Here is a 16,560-nt window from a genome sequence, read left to right as displayed (position 1 = left end):
AGCAGGATTCCGATGAGGCGCGCCAGGTCAGCTGGCGCGCCTCAACGGGCGTTTTGAACAAGAACGGCGCGAGCCGCAAAGGAAGTTGGGACAATGAAGTTCGGTAAGCAGCCCGCCCCCGTCGACGACATCAACGAGGACCACCTCGCCGTCCATAAGCCCAAAAAGGAAGCGGCCGGTGTCAAGGCTGTGCTGGTTGCCCTGGAACGCGCCGTGGCCCAGGCCGGCGTGACCCGGACCGCGCAGTCCCTGCTCCGGCTGAACCAGCAGGGCGGGTTCGACTGCCCTGGCTGCGCCTGGCCGGAATCGGCCACCAAGCGCAAGGCAGCCGAATTCTGCGAGAACGGTGCCAAGGCGGTGGCCGAGGAAAACACCCTCCGCACGGTGGGCGCGGAGTTCTGGGCCAGGCATTCCATCGCCGAGCTCTCCGGAAAAACGGAGTACTGGCTGGGCAACCAGGGCCGGCTGAGCGAACCTGTAGTGATCCGTGAAGGGGAGTCGCACTATTCCCCGATCTCCTGGGCCGACGCCTTCGACCTGGTGGGTGAACACATCCGCGCCTCCACACCGGACCGTTGCGTCTTCTACACCTCAGGCCGCACCGCCAACGAGACCGCGTTTATGTACCAGCTGTTCGCCCGCGCCCTGGGTACCAACAACCTCCCGGACTGCTCCAACATGTGCCACGAGTCCTCAGGTTCGGCGCTGAACCCGACCATCGGCATCGGCAAGGGCACCGTGTCCCTGGAGGACATCCACGACTCCGAACTCATCTTTGTGGTGGGGCAGAACCCCGGGACGAACCATCCCCGGATGCTCTCCGCACTGAAGGAATGCAAGGACAAGGGCGGCAAGGTGGTGGCCGTCAACCCGCTGCCGGAGGCCGGCCTCTTCAACTTCAAGGATCCGCAGACCGTCTCGGGTGTGGTGGGCGGCGGTACGCCGCTGGCCGACGAGTACCTGCAGATCAAGGTGGGCGGTGACCTGGCACTCTTCCAGGCACTGGGCCACCTGCTCCTCGCGGAGGAAGAACGCAACCCCGGTACCGTCGTCGACCGTTCCTTCATTGACGCGCAGACCGACGGGTTCGATGCCTACCGCGACGCCCGCGGCGAGCTGGACTGGGCAGAAACCGAGAAGGCCACCGGCCTGACCCGCGGACAGATCGAAACCGTTGCCGGGATGCTCATCAAGTCCAAGGCCACCATTTTCTGCTGGGCTCTGGGCGTCACGCAGCAGCCGCACTCGGTGGACACCATCAAGGAAATGGTCAATGTCCTGCTCCTGCAGGGCAACTTCGGCAAGCCGGGCGCCGGCGCCTGCCCAGTGCGCGGGCACTCGAACGTCCAGGGTGACCGGACCATGGGCATCTGGGAAAAACCCAAGGAATGGCTCCTCGAAGCACTGGACACCGAGTTCGGGATCCAGTCCCCGCGGCACCACGGCTACGATGCCGTGGAGTCCATGGAAGCGTTTGAGCGCGACGAGGTGGACGTTTTTGTGTCCATGGGCGGCAACTTCTCGCTCGCCTGCTCGGATACCGAAACCCTGGAAGCCGGGATGCAGCGGATCGGCCTGACCGTGCATATCTCCACCAAGCCCAACCGGTCCCACATTGTGCACGGCCGCACGTCCCTGATCCTGCCCACACTGGGCCGTACGGACAAGGACGACAAGCACCCCAAGGGCGCGCAGTTCCTGTCCGTGGAGGACTCCATGTCCGTGGTCCACTCCACCCAGGGCAGGCTCCAGCCTGTGTCCGAGCACCTGCTGGCCGAACCGGTCATCGTGGCACGGATGGCGGAAGCGACCTTCGGGCCGGACCACTCCGTGGACTGGAAAGCCATGGCCGAGGACTACGACGTGGTCCGCGACCACATCTCGCGCGTCCTGCCCGGGTTCGAGGATTTCAACACCCGGGTCAGGACCAAAAACGGCTTTGTGCTGCCCAACCCGCCGCGCGATACCCGCTCCTTCCAGACGGACATCGGCCGGGGCCGCTTCACGGTCAGCCCGCTGGAATACCTGACCCCGCCGGACGGCCACCTGGTATTGCAGACCATCCGCAGCCACGACCAGTACAACACCACGTTCTACGGCCTGGATGACCGGTACCGCGGCATCTCGGGCGGCCGGCGCGTGATCCTGGTGCACCCTGAGGACCTGGCGGAACTCGGGTTCGAGGACCGGGACCTCGTGGACGTGGTCAGCACGTTCCGCGGCCACGACCGGCAGGCGGACAAGTTCCGCCTCGTTGCCTACCCGACGGCGAAGGGCTGCGCCGCGGCGTACTTCCCCGAAGCCAACGCCCTGGTCCACAAGGAAAACGTCGCCAGGGAATCCAACACCCCCGGCTTCAAGGCGATGTTCGTCCGGTTTGTGCCGCACATGGCGGAGCCGGAATCAGCAGACGAATCGGCCTCGCTGTCGGCGGCCACTGCCGGCTGACGGGACAGCACAACGGCCCCGGCCTCCGAAGAAGTTCAAGGGGAGGCGGGGCCGTTGGGTGTGCGTTTGTTCAGCCGGTTAAGCCGTCACCGAAGTCCGTGGCTGTGCGCCAGGGCGATCGCCTCGGTGCGGGAGCCGACGTCGAGCTTCCTGAACAGGTTCCGCACGTGGAACTTCACCGTGTTCTCACTGATGCCCAGCGTGGACGCGATGGTCCGGTTGCGGTGCCCGGCAACAAGGTGCTCGAGCACTTCAAGCTCCCTGGCAGCAAGATCCCAGCCGGCGACATCCCCGGCCGGGCTCGTCTTCTTAAGGTCCAGGGGGAGGGTGACAAACACGTCCGCACCCCAGCCCGGCATAACGTCGATCCGCAGCGTTCCGGTGAGGGCCTGGACACGGCGGTCCAGGCGCGCGATGCTCGGCGCGTCGGCTTTGAGCGCACCCCGGCCGTCGTCGCGGACGTTGATCAGCAGGTTTTCGCCGTCGCAGTCCCACTGCGTCCGCACGCGGCTGACATCCGGCTGCTCCGTCATGGTCAGCACAAGTCCGCGGACGATCGCCCGGGCCGCGTGGGCCACCTCGCCTGGCAGGGCCCGTCCGTTGAGTGGCGGTTCGATGAATTCGATCTCGATGCCGCTGTAGCGTGTGAGCGGCCGCAGGTCATCCCGCAGGCGTTCGAAAGCCTTGGCCACAGGCTCCTTCACCAGGTCTGTTGTGCGGTCGCTGTGGGTCCGGAGCCCGATCAAAGCCTTGGCGGTGAGGTCGGTGACGGTGGTGCGGGCTGCCGCATCCTCCAAAGAGGATGAACGCAGGGCTGCAAGGAGTGTCTCCAGAGTGGTGGAGTGCAGATCGGTCAGTTCCGCCGTTACGCGGAGGCGTTCTGCGGACGCCGCGCGCGATTCGAGGAGGTACGACGGCGGCGCATCGGCCACTTTCTCGCGGATCCTCCGCGCAGTGAGCCGCCACAGATAGGTCACCAGCTCCAGCCCGTCCTTGCGCCCCGGATCGGCAGGGGGATCGGTGAGGACCAGGAGGGCGTTGCTGGAGGCGTGCTTCAGGGCGAGCACGGGGCGGGTCTTGCCCGCGAGCTCGGCCTCCCCGAACCAAGGCCCCTCATCCTTAAGGGTGGCGCGCAGCGTGTCCAGTTCGGTGATGGAGACCCGGGAAATGATGTCCTCATCGCCGGCTTTTTTCTGCGGCCGGCCCGTGCAGTCTTCGGTGAAGATCACTAAGGCGCTGCTACCCATGTAGGGCAGCGTGGCTTCGCGCAGGCGTTCTGCTATCTGGGAAAGGGGGGCATCGGCCAAGGCTGCCACGCTCTGTAACAGCGGCCACGGCAAGTCTGGAAGAGGCATTATGGATTCCTTCACGGGCGGATGGGCGACGTTGCCCATCCGGACAGCTTACCCGGGCAAAAACGTCCGTCCAACCCAAAAGGGTAGGAACAACCGTCAGAAAACAGTGTTACCCCTGCCCATTTGGTTCGCAATCATGGATATCAACCAGAAAGCATCCGTCCGGCCGCTCCAGGCCGACCAGATCCAAAAGGACAAACCGTGAACCCGACAACAAATGTGACGATCCCCGGTGCTGCAACTGCAGCAACACTCAACTGGACGCCCGCAGACGACCGCGCGGTGGACACCGCCCGTGTCCTGGCTGCGGATGCTGTGGAGAAGGTCGGCAACGGCCACCCCGGCACGGCCATGAGCCTTGCCCCGGCCGCGTACCTTCTTTTCCAGAAGCTGATGCGCCACGATCCCCGTGACCCGGACTGGCTGGGACGTGACCGGTTCATCCTGTCACCCGGCCACTCCTCGCTGACCCTGTACATCCAGCTGTTTCTTTCCGGCTACGGCCTGGAACTGGACGACCTCAAGGCGCTGCGCACCTGGGATTCGCTGACCCCGGGCCACCCTGAGTACAAACACACCGCCGGTGTGGAGATCACCACCGGTCCGCTGGGCCAGGGCCTGGCTTCCTCGGTGGGCTTCGCGTACTCCCAGCGCCGGATGCGCGGCCTGTTCGACGCCGACGCTGCCGAGGGCACGTCCCCGTTTGACCACACCATCTGGGTCATCGCCTCCGACGGCGACATCCAGGAAGGCGTGACCTCCGAGGCTTCCTCGCTGGCCGGCCACCAGGAGCTGGGCAACCTCGTTGTGGTCTACGACGAGAACCACATCTCCATTGAGGACGACACCGACATCTCCTTCACCGAGGATGTCCTCAAGCGCTACGAGGCCTACGGCTGGCACACCCAGCGCGTGGACTGGACCGAGACGGGCGAGTACGTCGAAGACGTGCAGGAGCTCTACTCGGCCCTGCTCGCGGCGAAGGCAGAGACGTCCAAGCCGTCCATCATCTCGCTGCGGACCATCATCGGCTACCCGGCACCGAAGAAGCAGAACACCGGCAAGATCCACGGTTCCGCCCTCGGCGCCGAGGAAGTGGCCGGCTTGAAGTCCGTCCTGGGCTTCGACCCGGAGAAGTCCTTCGAGGTGGACCAGGACGTCCTGGCCCACGCCCGTGCCGTGGTTGACCGCGGTGCAGCCGCCCGCAGCGAATGGGATTCCTCGTTCGAGGCTTGGCAGCAGTCCAACCCGGAGGGCGCAGCCCTGCTGGAGCGGATCGAAGCCAAGCAGCTTCCCGCGGGAATCGACGCCGCCCTGCCGGTGTTCGAAGCAGGCAAGGACGTTTCCACCCGTGCAGCGTCCGGCAAGGTCCTGAACGCACTCGGCCCGGTCATGCCCGAACTCTGGGGCGGCTCGGCTGACCTCGCCGAATCCAACAACACCACCATCGAAGGATCGGCGTCGTTCATCCCGGTTTCCCGCTCCACCGATGCCTGGAAGGGTAACCCGTACGGCCGTGTCCTGCACTTCGGCATCCGCGAGCACGCCGCGGCGTCAATCGTGAACGGCATCTCGCTGCATGGCCGGACCCGCGCGTTCTCCGGCACGTTCCTGATCTTCAGCGACTACCAGCGCCCGGCCATCCGCCTTTCCGCCCTGATGGGTGTCCCGTCCATCTACGTCTGGTCGCACGACTCCATCGGCCTGGGCGAAGACGGACCCACCCACCAGCCGGTGGAACAGCTCTCCACCCTCCGTGCCATCGTGGGCCTGGACGTTGTCCGCCCCGGTGACGCGAACGAGGTGGGCATCGCGTGGAAGACCATGCTGGAGAACCACGAGAACCCGGCCGGCATCGTCCTCACCCGTCAGAACGTCCCCACCTTCGCCCGTGGCAACGGTGCGGCACAGGGTGACACTTTTGCCTCCCCGGCGGGTGTGGCCAAGGGCGGCTACGTGCTGGCCGAAGCGGCCAAGGACGGCGCCACCGTTCCGGCGGACGTGCTGCTGATCGCTACCGGTTCCGAGGTCCAGCTGGCCGTCCAGGCCCGCGAAGCCCTCCAGGCCGAAGGCATCGCCGCCCGCGTCATCTCCATGCCGTGCGTCGAGTGGTTCAACAAGCAGGACGCCGCTTACCGCGAGTCCGTGCTGCCCGCCGCCGTCAAGGCCCGCGTCTCGGTCGAAGCCGGCCTTGCCCTGGGCTGGCGGGAGTTCGTCGGCGACGCCGGCCGCTCCATCTCGCTTGAGCACTACGGCGCTTCGGCTGACTACAAGCGCCTGTTCAAGGAGTTCGGCATCACCGCGGAGGCAGTCGCCGCCGCAGCCAAGGACTCCCTGGCCGCTGCCCGCAACTGACCAAAACCAGCACTGCGGCCAGCGCCGCGGGACGGCCTCATGGGGGACGTCCCGCGGCGCGGCCGCGAATTGTCACCAGTCCACAATTTTTGAAGGAAGTAGCAGAAGCCATGACCAACGCAACCCCCACTGCACAGCTGTCCGACGCCGGTGTGTCCATCTGGCTTGATGACCTCTCGCGTGAGCGTCTCGCCAGCGGCAGCCTGCAGAAGCTCATCGACGAAAAGAACGTGGTGGGCGTGACCACCAACCCGTCCATCTTCCAGGCCGCGATCACCTCCGGCTCGGACTACGACGCAAAGATCGCAGAACTCGCGGCCCAGGGCGCCGGCGTCGAGGAGACCATCTTCGAAATCACCACCACCGACGTCGCTGACGCCTGCGACCTGTTCGCACCGATCGCAGCCGCCACCAACGGCGTCGACGGCCGTGTGTCCATTGAGGTTGATCCCCGGCTGGCCTGGGACACGGCAGGCACCATCGCCGAGGCCAAGAACCTCTACAAAAAGGTGGACAAGGACAACGTCCTCATCAAGATCCCCGCAACGCTCGAAGGCCTCGAAGCCATCACGGCAACCCTGGGCGAAGGCATCAGCGTCAACGTGACCCTGATCTTCTCCCTGGACCGCTACCGCGCCGTCATCAACGCCTTCCAGTCCGGCCTGGAACTGGCCAGGGAAAACGGGCACGACCTGTCCACGATCCACTCGGTGGCCTCGTTCTTCGTCTCCCGCGTGGACTCCGAGATCGACAAGCGCCTTGACGCCCTCGGCACCGATGAAGCCAAGGCCCTCAAGGGCAAGGCCGGCGTGGCCAACGCCCGCCTGGCCTACCAGGTCTACGAGCAGCTCTTCTCCACCGACCGGTGGGAGGCCCTGGCCGAAGCCGGAGCCCGTCCGCAGCGTCCCCTGTGGGCTTCCACCGGCGTCAAGGACCCGGCTTACCCTGACACCCTGTACGTGACGGGACTGGTTGCTGCCGACATCGTCAACACCATGCCGGAGAAGACCCTCGACGCCACGTTCGACCACGGCGTGGTCACCGGGGACACCATCACCGCCACCTACGCGGAGTCCAAGGCAGTGCTGTACGCACTGGACGCGCTGGGCGTTTCCTACAACGAGGTGGTTGCCCTTCTCGAATCCGAAGGCCTGGACAAGTTTGTTGCCAGCTGGAAGGAACTGCTGGCCGACGTCGAAGGCGCCCTCGCCACCGCACGGAAGGCATCCTGACCCGAGCTCTGACTGCTACCGAAAGGCAGACATCATGTCCGCATCACCCCTGAACTGCTGCATCAACCCCAGCATCCTCTCGGCCGACTTCGTCAACCTCGAGGCCGAGCTCGCCCGCATCAGCAACGCCGATGCCGTGCACGTGGATGTTATGGACAACCACTTTGTGCCGAACCTGACCATCGGCCTGCCTGTTGTGGAACGTATCCAGAAAGTCAGCCCCGTCCCCCTGGACGCCCACCTGATGATCGCCAATGTGGACCGCTGGGCACCGCTGTACGCCGACGCCGGCCTCAGCTCGGTGACCTTCCACGTGGAGGCATCGGAAGCCCCCATCAAACTGGCCCGGGAACTGCGGGCCCGCGGGGCCAAGGCGGGCATGGCACTTCGCCCGGCCACCCCTGTGGAGCCCTACCTGGACATGCTCTCCGAACTGGACATGCTGCTGATCATGACCGTTGAACCGGGCTTTGGCGGCCAGGCATTCCTGGACGTTATGCTGCCGAAGATCCGCCGCGCCCGCGCTGCGGTGGACGGTTCAGGGGTGAACGTGGCCATCCAGGTGGACGGCGGCATCACCGAGGAAACCATCACCCGGGCCGCGGAGGCAGGTGCCAACGTCTTCGTGGCCGGGTCCGCCGTGTACGGCAAGGCCTCACCGGAGGATGCCATCGAGTCACTGCGCACCAACGGGCAGCTCGCCTTCGGCCGGACGGCCCTCAACCTCAGCAACCCTGCACCCCAACCAGTCTGAAGGACCCCTCATGCGCGTTCATATCGCAACCGACCACGCCGGTCTGGAGCTAAGCTCCCACCTCATCGATGCACTGTCTGCCAGCGGCTACGAGATGGTGGACCACGGGCCGGCCGCCTATGATCCCGAGGACGACTACCCGTCGTTCTGTATTAACGCAGCAGCAGCTGTTGTGGCCGATCAGGCCGCCGGCGTTGACGCCCTCGGGATTGTGCTGGGCGGCTCGGGCAACGGTGAGCAGATCGCCGCAAACAAGGTTAAGGGGGTCCGCGCCGCGCTGGCCTGGAACCTCGACACGGCGAAGCTTGCCCGCGAGCACAACAACGCCAACGTTGTGGCGGTGGGCGGGCGGCAGCACACCGTTCAGGAGGCCACCGAACTGATCGAAGCGTTCCTGGCGGAACCCTTCAGCAATGCCGAGCGCCATGAGCGCCGCATCGGCAAGATCGCAACCTACGAAACCACCGGTGAGGTGGCCGAGTAAAACCCTGGCCACGTCATAGCCCCGTCCCATGCGGCGGGGCTATGACGTGGCCGCTTTCTTTTAACAACCAAAACCAACAGCAGGAGTCAGCATGCCCATTGCAACCCCAGAGATCTACTCCGAGATGATTGACCGTGCCAAGGCCGGCGGCTATGCGTTCCCGGCCGTCAACGTCACGTCCTCGCAGACGCTGAACGCCGCGCTGCGCGGCTTCGCCGAGGCCGAGTCCGACGGCATTGTCCAGGTGTCCACCGGCGGTGCCGCGTACTGGTCCGGCGCCGCGACCAAGGACATGGTGGCCGGTTCGCTCGGCTTCGCCGCGTTCGCCCGCGAAGTTGCGAAGAACTACGGCGTCAACATCGCCCTCCACACGGACCACTGCCCCAAGGACAAGCTGGACGGTTTTGTCCTGCCGCTGCTGGCAGCATCGGAGGCCGAGGTCAAGGCCGGCCGCAACCCGATCTTCAACTCGCACATGTGGGACGGCTCGCACGAGCCGCTCAACGAGAACCTGAGCACCGCGCGGGAGCTGCTGGAGCGCACGGCCGCCGCAAAGATGATTCTCGAGGTTGAGATCGGGATTGTCGGGGGCGAGGAAGACGGTGTGGAGAACGCCATCAACGACAAGCTGTACACCACTGTTGAGGATGCGCTGGCCACGATTGAGGCGCTCGGTGCCGGGGAGAACGGCCGCTACATCACGGCCCTGACGTTCGGTAACGTGCACGGTGTGTACAAGCCGGGCGGGGTGAAGCTGCGTCCGGAGATCCTGAAGGACATCCAGGCCCAGGTGGGTGCGAAGCTCGGCAAGGACAGCCCCTTTGACTTGGTGTTCCACGGCGGGTCCGGCTCCTCGGACCAGGAAATCGCTGACGCCGTGTCCTACGGTGTGATCAAGATGAACATCGACACCGACACCCAGTACGCCTACACGCGTCCGGTGGTGGACCACATGTTCCGCAACTACGACGGCGTGCTCAAGGTCGACGGTGAAGTGGGCAACAAGAAGCTCTACGATCCGCGCGTCTGGGGCGCCTCCGCCGAAGCCGGCCTGTCCGCCCGCATCGTGGAGGCAACCAAGCAGCTCGGTTCCGCCGGAAAAACGTTCTAAAGAAAGGTCAGCCGAACAGGACCGCTGCTTCCTCGTAGCGGTCCTGTGGGACTGTCTTCAGCTTGCCCAGGGCTTCCTGGAAGTTCACGTGCCGGATATCCGTTCCCTTGAGCGCCACCATGGTGCCCCAGCGGCCCGCCACTACGGAGTCCACCGCCGCCATGCCCAAACGGGTGGCAAGGACCCGGTCAAAGGCCGACGGTACGCCGCCGCGCTGGATGTGCCCCAGGATGGTGGCCCGGGTTTCGATGCCGGTGCGGGATTCCAGTTCCGGGACCAGCTGGTCCGCGATGCCGCCCAGGCGGGGCCGGCCGAAGGTGTCCAGCCCGCGCTCGGAATGCGGGGACTCCATATGGTCCGGAACAAACCCTTCGGCCACCACAACCAGGGGTGCGCGTCCGCGGGCGTGGGCTTCCTTCACCCACTGGGCGATCTGTTCGATGCTGACCTTCTGTTCCGGGATCAGGATGGCGTGGGCGCCCGCGGCCATCCCGGCGTGCAGGGCGATCCAGCCCACGTGGCGGCCCATGACCTCGGCGATCATGCAGCGGTGGTGGGATTCCGCGGTGGTGCGCAGCCTGTCAATCGCTTCGGTGGCAATCTGGACGGCGGTGTCGAAGCCGAAGGTGTAATCGGTGGCGTCGAGGTCGTTGTCCACCGTTTTGGGAACACCCACGATCTTCAGGCCGGCGTCGGTCAGCCGCTTGGCTGCCGCCAGGGTTCCCTCGCCGCCGATGGCGATGATGGCATCAATGCCGAGGCGGTCCATGTGGGCCTTGATGACTTCAGGGCCGCCGCCGTTTTCGAAGGGGTTGGTGCGGGAGGTGCCCAGGATGGTGCCGCCCTGCTTGGCGATGCCGCGGACCATCGTGCGGGGGATCTCAATGACGTCGCCCTCAACCACACCGCGCCAGCCGTCCAGGAAACCGACGAACTCATGGCCGTGGACGGTTATGCCCTTCAGTACTGCGCCGCGGATGACCGCGTTCAGGCCGGGGCAGTCGCCGCCGCTGGTGAGGATTCCAATTTTCATGTTTCGGCTCAAATTCTGGGAGATGGTTTACAGGCAGAACGCCATACTGAGGCGGCTGGAAGTGTTGTGGAAGACAGGCGGCAGGGCATAAACCTGTTGCAGATCCGGGGTGCGCCGCACCGGACAAGCCTGAGCTGCACGTGCCGCTTCACGGCGAGACTCCTGTTTGAGACTGCCCGCCACTGATCTGCTGACCATGCTTGGCCGCCAGGACGGCGAGATCGTGGATGAGCTGTTGCATTTCCCGGTCGCGGCCCCGGACGGGCCGCACCTGGGAGAGGGGAACAGGTTTCCTGAAGGGTGTGGGAACGGGCCGCCTGCCGGCGGGAGGCGGTGTGCGAGGCGGCTCCTTGCCCGCAGAGGGATCAATAAAGAGCATTGAGTCTCCTTAAGCTAGGCGGATTTCAACGCGGCGAGTACTGACATGGCCTCCTGAACCACGTCCCTCGCGGGGAACGACGGCCGGCTGACGCCTGCCATTTCCTCCATGACCCGGACCACCTGGCAGCTGTAGCCGAACTCGTTGTCATACCAGACGTACAGGACGAGGTTCTTGCCGTTGGAGATGGTGGCCAGGCCATCCACGATGCCGGCATGCCGGGAACCGACGAAGTCCGTGGAGACAACTTCCGGTGAATCCATGAAGTCGATCTGCTTGCGCAGGTCCGAATGGAGCGACATGTCGCGGAGGAAGCTGTTGACTTCCTCTTTGGTGGTGCCGTTTTCCAGGCTCAGGTTCAGGATGGCCAGCGACACGTCCGGGGTGGGGACGCGGATGGAACTGCCGGTGAGTTTGCCCTCAAGTTCGGGGAGCGCCTTGGCCACGGCGGTGGCGGCCCCGGTCTCGGTGATCACCATGTTCAGCGCCGCGGAACGGCCGCGGCGGTCACCCTTGTGGAAGTTGTCGATCAGGTTCTGGTCGTTGGTGAACGAGTGGACGGTCTCAACGTGGCCGTGGATCACTCCGAACCTGTCGTTGATGGCCTTCAGCACCGGGGTGATGGCGTTGGTGGTGCACGACGCGGCGGAAACGATCTGGTCGGTATCCTCGATGCTGCCGTGGTTGATGCCGTGCACGATGTTCTTCAGCGCACCCTTGCCCGGTGCGGTGAGCAGGACACGGGCCGCGCCCTTGCTCTGCAGGTGCTGGGACAGGCCCTCGGCATCGCGCCAGCGGCCGGTATTGTCCACCACCAGGGCGTCCTTGATGCCGTAGGCGGTGTAGTCGATGGTGGCAGGGTTGTCCGAGTAGATGACCTGGATCCGCACGCCGTTGGCGGTGATGGTGTTGGCTTCCTCGTCCACACGGATGGTGCCCTCGAACGGGCCGTGGACGGAGTCGCGGCGCAGCAGGCTGGCACGCTTGACGATGTCCTTGTCCGAACCGCGGCGCACCACGATGGCGCGCAGTCGCAGGCCGTGGCCGCCGCCTGCCTTTTCGATCAGGAGGCGGGCCAGCAGGCGGCCGATGCGGCCAAACCCGTACAGCACAACATCGGTGCTGGTGCGGTCATCAGCGCCGCGGCGGCCGACGACGTCGGCGAGTTCGTTGCGGAGGAACTCCTCCAGCGTTGCCCCGCCGCCTTCTTCCTTGAATTTCTGGTTGAGGCGGGCGATGTCGATCGCTGCCGCGCCGAGCTCCAGGCCGGCGAGGGCGTTTAGGAGCGGAGCGGTCTCCTCCAGGAGAAGCTCCTCTTTGCTGACCCGGCGTGCGAAGCGGTGGGCCTTCAGGATGTTCATGGTGGACGTGTTCACCAGGCTGCGCCCATGGATGCTTGTCACCACGTTGTTTTCGCGGTACAGCCGGCCAATCACCGGAATCATCGCCTCGGCAAGGGCCTCACGGCCCATCCACGTCACAAGGGCAGAATCTGAGGGTTGTAGCATGGGGCGTCCTTTCGCAATGGGCGGTTCTGGTGGAGCTTGGCCTAGCCTCCATCGTCCTGTCATTTGCGGATAGGGGAAACGCCATTTCGGGATGGTTTTGACTACCCCAATGGGTAGTCTGAACGGCGCGCCGAGGCGCTGCACCGACGCTTCCCCACCCGAACAGACTGGGCTACAGTGCCTCTAACTGGTCAGCCACCAGCCCGCCGGAGACGTTGCCGGCGAGTATAAGCAGAAAGGCATAATCACATGAGCATTACTTTCCAGCCCACCGAACTGTTCAAGGGGAAACTGGACGAGGGCCCGCTCGGCCCGCCGTTGGCCGATGTGTTGGGCGACGAGATCCCAACGCGAATTGGCATTCCCTTCACCAGCGAGGACTCCCGCATCCTCTCCGGCGTCTGGGAAGCCGATCCGGGCCTCTCCCGCTGGGAGTTCCTGGAGCGCGGCGAGGCGATTCACGTTCTGGAAGGCCGCATGGTGGTCACCGAGGACGGCGCTGAGCCGATCACCCTCGAGGCCGGAACCGCCGCGATCTTCCCGATCGGGTGGCAGGGGACATGGGAGATCCAGGAGCGGATCAGGAAATTCTTTGTCATCTTCGCAGCCTGACCGCGGAAGCAATTCCACGTCAGGCCCGGGGTGCGCCCCGGGCCTGACGTGTCAGCCCGCGTCTGCGGCTACCGGATCACGTCACCGCCGGAAAGGGTGATGGTTTCGCCGGTCATAAAACCGGCATCGCCGCTTCCGGTGAGGAGCCAGACCCAGCGGGCTATTTCTTCCGGCTGAGCCACCCTGCCCACCGGGATGGCTGCACCGGGAATACCAGCCATCCTAGGGGCCATTCACGGCATGCCGGAGCTCTAGTTGTCCGTTGGGCCGCCCAGCCCCCGGTATTTTGTGAGCCGTTGTGGGAGCAGATTCCTGATCCCGGTGTTGGCCAGGGCTGCGAGTTCGTATTCGATGGCCTGCCCCAGGCGCGTGCAGAACGCTTTCGGCTCAAAGGATGCGTCGGGGCGTTCGTCCACGATGTGTTCAACGAGTCCGTTGGCGTACAGGGAGGCGACGTTGACGCCCTGGGCTTCGGACATGGCGGGTGCGTAATCGGTGGTCCGATGGACGATGGCACTGGCGCCTTCGGGGGGCAACGGTGACAGCCAGGCGTGCTGGGCGGCGATGGTGCGGTCCGCGGGAAGGAGCGCCAGTGCCCCGCCGCCGGTGCCCTGGCCCATGAGTACTGACAGGGTGGGCGAGTTCAGGCCGATGTGGTCGTGGAGTGACCGGGCGATTTCGCCCGCGAGTCCGCCTTCCTCGGCCTCCTTGGAGAGGGCCGCGCCGCTGGTGTCGATGACGGTGAGCAGGGGCAGCCCGAGTTCCTCGGCGAGCCTCATGCCGCGACGGGCTTCGCGGAGGGAAGCCGGACCCATGGCCGTCTGCTGGGATGGCCGGGGCCGGGTGTGGCCGAATGACCACGCAGGATTCCTGGCCGAAGCGGGCCAGGGCAAGCTGGAGGCCGGGATCCTTCTCGCCCTGCCCGGTGCCGTTGAGGGGCAGCACGTCCCTGGCGCCGTAGGCAAGCAGTTGGCGCAGGTCCGGCCGTTTCGGATTGCGGGAAATAGTGATGGACTCCCAGGCGCCGGCCTCGGATGGTCGGACCGAAAGGGTCCTGGGCGGCTCAAGCCTGGGGTGCGGGCCGGTGACCAGGATGCTCAGTGCGCGGTCCACGACGTCGGAGAGCTGCGATGGCGGGACCACGGCGTCGATGAGGCCCTTGTCGAAGAGGTTCTCGGCGACCTGGACATTCTGCGGGAAGGGTGTGCCGTTGATGGCCTCGTAGACGCGGGGGCCGAGGAAGCCCAGCAGCGCGCCGGGTTCCGCGACGGTGATGTGGCCGAGGGATCCCCACGATGCCATGACTCCGCCTGTGGTGGGGTGCCGCAGGTAGACAAGGTAGGGCAGCCCGGCCTGGCGGTGGGCGCGGACGGCCGCGCTGATTTTGACCATGGACAGGAACGCGATGGTTCCTTCCTGCATGCGGGTCCCTCCCGACGCCGGTCCCGCCAGCAGCGGCAGGCCCTCCCGGGTTGCCCGTTCGACGGCGGTGACGATCCGTTCGGCGGCGGCGAGGCCAATGGAGCCGGCGAGGAAGCGGAATTCACTGACGATGACGGCGACACGCCGGCCGCGGATGCGGCCTTCGCCGGTGAGGACTGATTCGTCCAGGCCGGTTCTTGCCCTTGCGGCCGCCAGCTCTTCCCGGTACTCGGGAGCGGGGTCGGGGTCCACGACGGGGGTGTCCCAGCTCCGGTACGTGTCGGGATCGAGCACTGCGGTGATCAGTCCGGCGGCGTCCAGGTGCCTGGCTTTCTGCTCAGTCAGCATGGTCAGCTCCTTTCCGGTGCCGCGCCGGTGCCGGCAGCCGATCGGGATACGCCGGCCGGTACCAGCCCAAGCCAGTGGCGGATCTGTTTCCCGTCCTGATTCAGCAGCGGCGGTGCGGTGTGGGTTGTCAGGGTGGTTTCGGCGGTGTCGGCGGCGCTGAAGAACCGCAGCGGCGGGCCGGGCAGGCTCACGGTGCCGAGGATCTTGTGGTCTACGTCGATCACGAGCCCCTGGGAGTGGACCTGCTCCCAGGCGTAGACCTCATCCAGGGTGCGGACCTTGCCGGCCGGGATGCCGGCGTCGTTGAGCTTGGCGAGCAGCGGCCCGGCCTCGTATCCGGCGAAGGCCTGTTCCACCACTTCGATGACCATGCCCCGGTTGCGGACCCGGTCCGCATTGGACGCGAACTCCGGACATGCGGCGTCGATTCCGAACGTGGTCGCGAACGAGCGCCAGAGCTTTTCGCTTCCCACGCTGATCTGGACCTGGCCCTGCCGGCAGCGGAACAGGCCGTACGGGGCGATGGAGGGATGGTGGTTGCCCTGTGCTTTCGGAGTCTCGCCGGCCACCGTGGCCCTGGTGCCCTGGAAGGCATGCACGCCGATGAGTGCCGCGAGCAGTGAGGTCCGGACGATTTGTCCCTGCCCGGTGCGTTCGCGCTGCAGCAGGGCCGCGAGCGTGCCGAACGCCCCGTACATGCCGGACAGCAGATCGGCGATGGGTACCCCCACGCGTTGGGGGTCGTCCGGTCCGGACCCCGTCAGGGACATCAGCCCGGCTTCACCCTGCAGGATCTGGTCGTACCCGCTGCGGCTGGATTCCGGGCCGTCGTGCCCGAAGCCGGTGATGGACAGGATCACCAGAGCCGGGTTGAGAGCATGCATTTCCGCCGGGGAGAAGCCGAGCCGGTCCAGGACGCCGGGACGGAAGTTTTCGATCACGACGTCGGCACGTCCCAGCAGTTGGCGCAGGACTGTCCGCCCGTCGTCGTCCTTCAGGTCCAAGGCGATGGATTCCTTGTTGCGGTTGCAGGACAGGAAGTACGTGGCCTGCGGATCGTCTTCGGGACCGACAAACGGCGGACCCCAGCCGCGCGTATCGTCCCCGGTCCCGGGGTTTTCGACCTTAATCACGCGGGCGCCCAGATCGGCCAGCATCATGCCGGCGTGCGGACCGGCGAGGGCGCGGCTCAGGTCAACCACAAGGTACCCCGTCAGCGGGCCGTCGGTCTGGAGAGTCGGTTCGTTGCTCATAGCGGAAATCCTCTGATAGCGGTGTGGGGCTCGGGCTGAAGTGGCGGGCTACATCCAGCCCGGAACCACCATGCCAGCCAGGCGATCGCGGGTCCTACGGCGGCGACGATGCCGCTGTAGGCCAGAATCTGCTTGTAGAACTTGTCCTTGTCCACGTCCTCGGGGGCGTTGGCGAGTACCAGGGCCCCGTTGGTGGAGAACGGGGACACGTCAACGATCGTGGAGGCGACGGCCAGTGCGGCGATGACGCCGACAGCTCCGATCTC

Annotated in this window: 13 protein-coding genes and 1 pseudogene; 7 read left to right on the top strand and 7 right to left on the bottom strand. The window is 65.7% G+C overall.

Annotation, left to right across the window (positions count from 1 at the left end; translation table 11 throughout):
• Positions 1–93 precede the first annotated feature (93 nt).
• Positions 94–2,448 (top strand): FdhF/YdeP family oxidoreductase, encoded by a 2,355-nt coding sequence (locus IDT60_RS17760; protein WP_191080061.1) that lies wholly within the window; start codon positions 94–96, stop codon positions 2,446–2,448.
• Between the two features lie 86 nt (positions 2,449–2,534).
• Here IDT60_RS17760 and IDT60_RS17755 read toward each other — a convergent pair whose 3' ends face one another.
• Positions 2,535–3,803, bottom strand: coding sequence for a response regulator transcription factor family protein (locus IDT60_RS17755; RefSeq protein ID WP_164204633.1), 1,269 nt, complete (start codon positions 3,801–3,803; stop codon positions 2,535–2,537).
• Between the two features lie 201 nt (positions 3,804–4,004).
• Between IDT60_RS17755 and tkt the strand changes: the two genes are divergently transcribed.
• The 5 genes from tkt to fbaA all read left to right on the top strand — a co-directional run bounded on the left by tkt (position 4,005) and on the right by fbaA (position 9,739).
• Positions 4,005–6,158, top strand: a complete 2,154-nt coding sequence (gene tkt, locus IDT60_RS17750) for a transketolase (protein ID WP_223883789.1) — start codon at positions 4,005–4,007, stop codon at positions 6,156–6,158.
• A 110-nt stretch (positions 6,159–6,268) separates the two neighbouring features.
• Positions 6,269–7,390 (top strand): transaldolase, encoded by a 1,122-nt coding sequence (gene tal / locus IDT60_RS17745; RefSeq protein WP_191080060.1) that lies wholly within the window; start codon positions 6,269–6,271, stop codon positions 7,388–7,390.
• 34 nt (positions 7,391–7,424) lie between these two features.
• Positions 7,425–8,144 (top strand): ribulose-phosphate 3-epimerase, encoded by a 720-nt coding sequence (gene rpe, locus IDT60_RS17740; RefSeq protein WP_164204637.1) that lies wholly within the window; start codon positions 7,425–7,427, stop codon positions 8,142–8,144.
• A 10-nt stretch (positions 8,145–8,154) separates the two neighbouring features.
• Positions 8,155–8,628, top strand: coding sequence for a ribose-5-phosphate isomerase (locus tag IDT60_RS17735; protein WP_164204639.1), 474 nt, complete (start codon positions 8,155–8,157; stop codon positions 8,626–8,628).
• Positions 8,629–8,719: 91 nt separating this feature from the next.
• A complete protein-coding gene (gene fbaA / locus IDT60_RS17730; protein WP_191080059.1) occupies positions 8,720–9,739 on the top strand; it encodes a class II fructose-bisphosphate aldolase in 1,020 nt (339 codons plus the stop codon).
• Positions 9,740–9,746: 7 nt separating this feature from the next.
• Here the strand turns inward: fbaA and IDT60_RS17725 are convergent, their stop codons facing one another.
• Together IDT60_RS17725 and IDT60_RS17720 are read right to left on the bottom strand one after the other, a co-directional pair.
• Positions 9,747–10,772, bottom strand: a complete 1,026-nt coding sequence (locus IDT60_RS17725; RefSeq protein ID WP_191080058.1) for an ATP-dependent 6-phosphofructokinase — start codon at positions 10,770–10,772, stop codon at positions 9,747–9,749.
• A 393-nt stretch (positions 10,773–11,165) separates the two neighbouring features.
• Complete coding sequence (locus IDT60_RS17720) at positions 11,166–12,659, bottom strand: glyceraldehyde-3-phosphate dehydrogenase (RefSeq protein ID WP_191080057.1); 1,494 nt, start codon at positions 12,657–12,659, stop codon at positions 11,166–11,168.
• Positions 12,660–12,908: 249 nt separating this feature from the next.
• Between IDT60_RS17720 and IDT60_RS17715 the strand changes: the two genes are divergently transcribed.
• Entirely contained in the window at positions 12,909–13,271 is a 363-nt protein-coding gene (locus IDT60_RS17715) for a cupin domain-containing protein (protein ID WP_191080056.1), read from the top strand.
• Positions 13,272–13,339: 68 nt separating this feature from the next.
• Here IDT60_RS17715 and IDT60_RS17710 read toward each other — a convergent pair whose 3' ends face one another.
• The 4 genes and pseudogenes from IDT60_RS17710 to IDT60_RS23485 all read right to left on the bottom strand — a co-directional run bounded on the left by IDT60_RS17710 (position 13,340) and on the right by IDT60_RS23485 (position 16,503).
• Positions 13,340–13,492 (bottom strand): hypothetical protein, encoded by a 153-nt coding sequence (locus IDT60_RS17710; RefSeq protein WP_191080055.1) that lies wholly within the window; start codon positions 13,490–13,492, stop codon positions 13,340–13,342.
• Between the two features lie 30 nt (positions 13,493–13,522).
• Positions 13,523–15,041: pseudogene (locus tag IDT60_RS17705) on the bottom strand (carboxyl transferase domain-containing protein).
• A gap of 2 nt (positions 15,042–15,043) precedes the next feature.
• Positions 15,044–16,294: a CaiB/BaiF CoA-transferase family protein gene (locus IDT60_RS17700; RefSeq protein ID WP_191080054.1), complete on the bottom strand. Its 1,251-nt coding sequence runs from the start codon at positions 16,292–16,294 to the stop codon at positions 15,044–15,046.
• The gene (locus IDT60_RS23485; RefSeq protein ID WP_305072127.1) at positions 16,291–16,503 is read right to left on the bottom strand and encodes a hypothetical protein; all 213 of its coding nucleotides are present in this window, start codon (positions 16,501–16,503) and stop codon (positions 16,291–16,293) included. The genes IDT60_RS17700 and IDT60_RS23485 overlap by 4 nt, the downstream gene beginning before the upstream one ends.
• Between the last annotated feature and the right edge of the window lie 57 nt (positions 16,504–16,560).

Source organism: Pseudarthrobacter sp. BIM B-2242 (genome assembly GCF_014764445.1).
GTDB lineage: Bacteria > Actinomycetota > Actinomycetes > Actinomycetales > Micrococcaceae > Arthrobacter > Arthrobacter luteus_A.
This window is presented reverse-complemented; position numbering and strand designations above follow the sequence as displayed.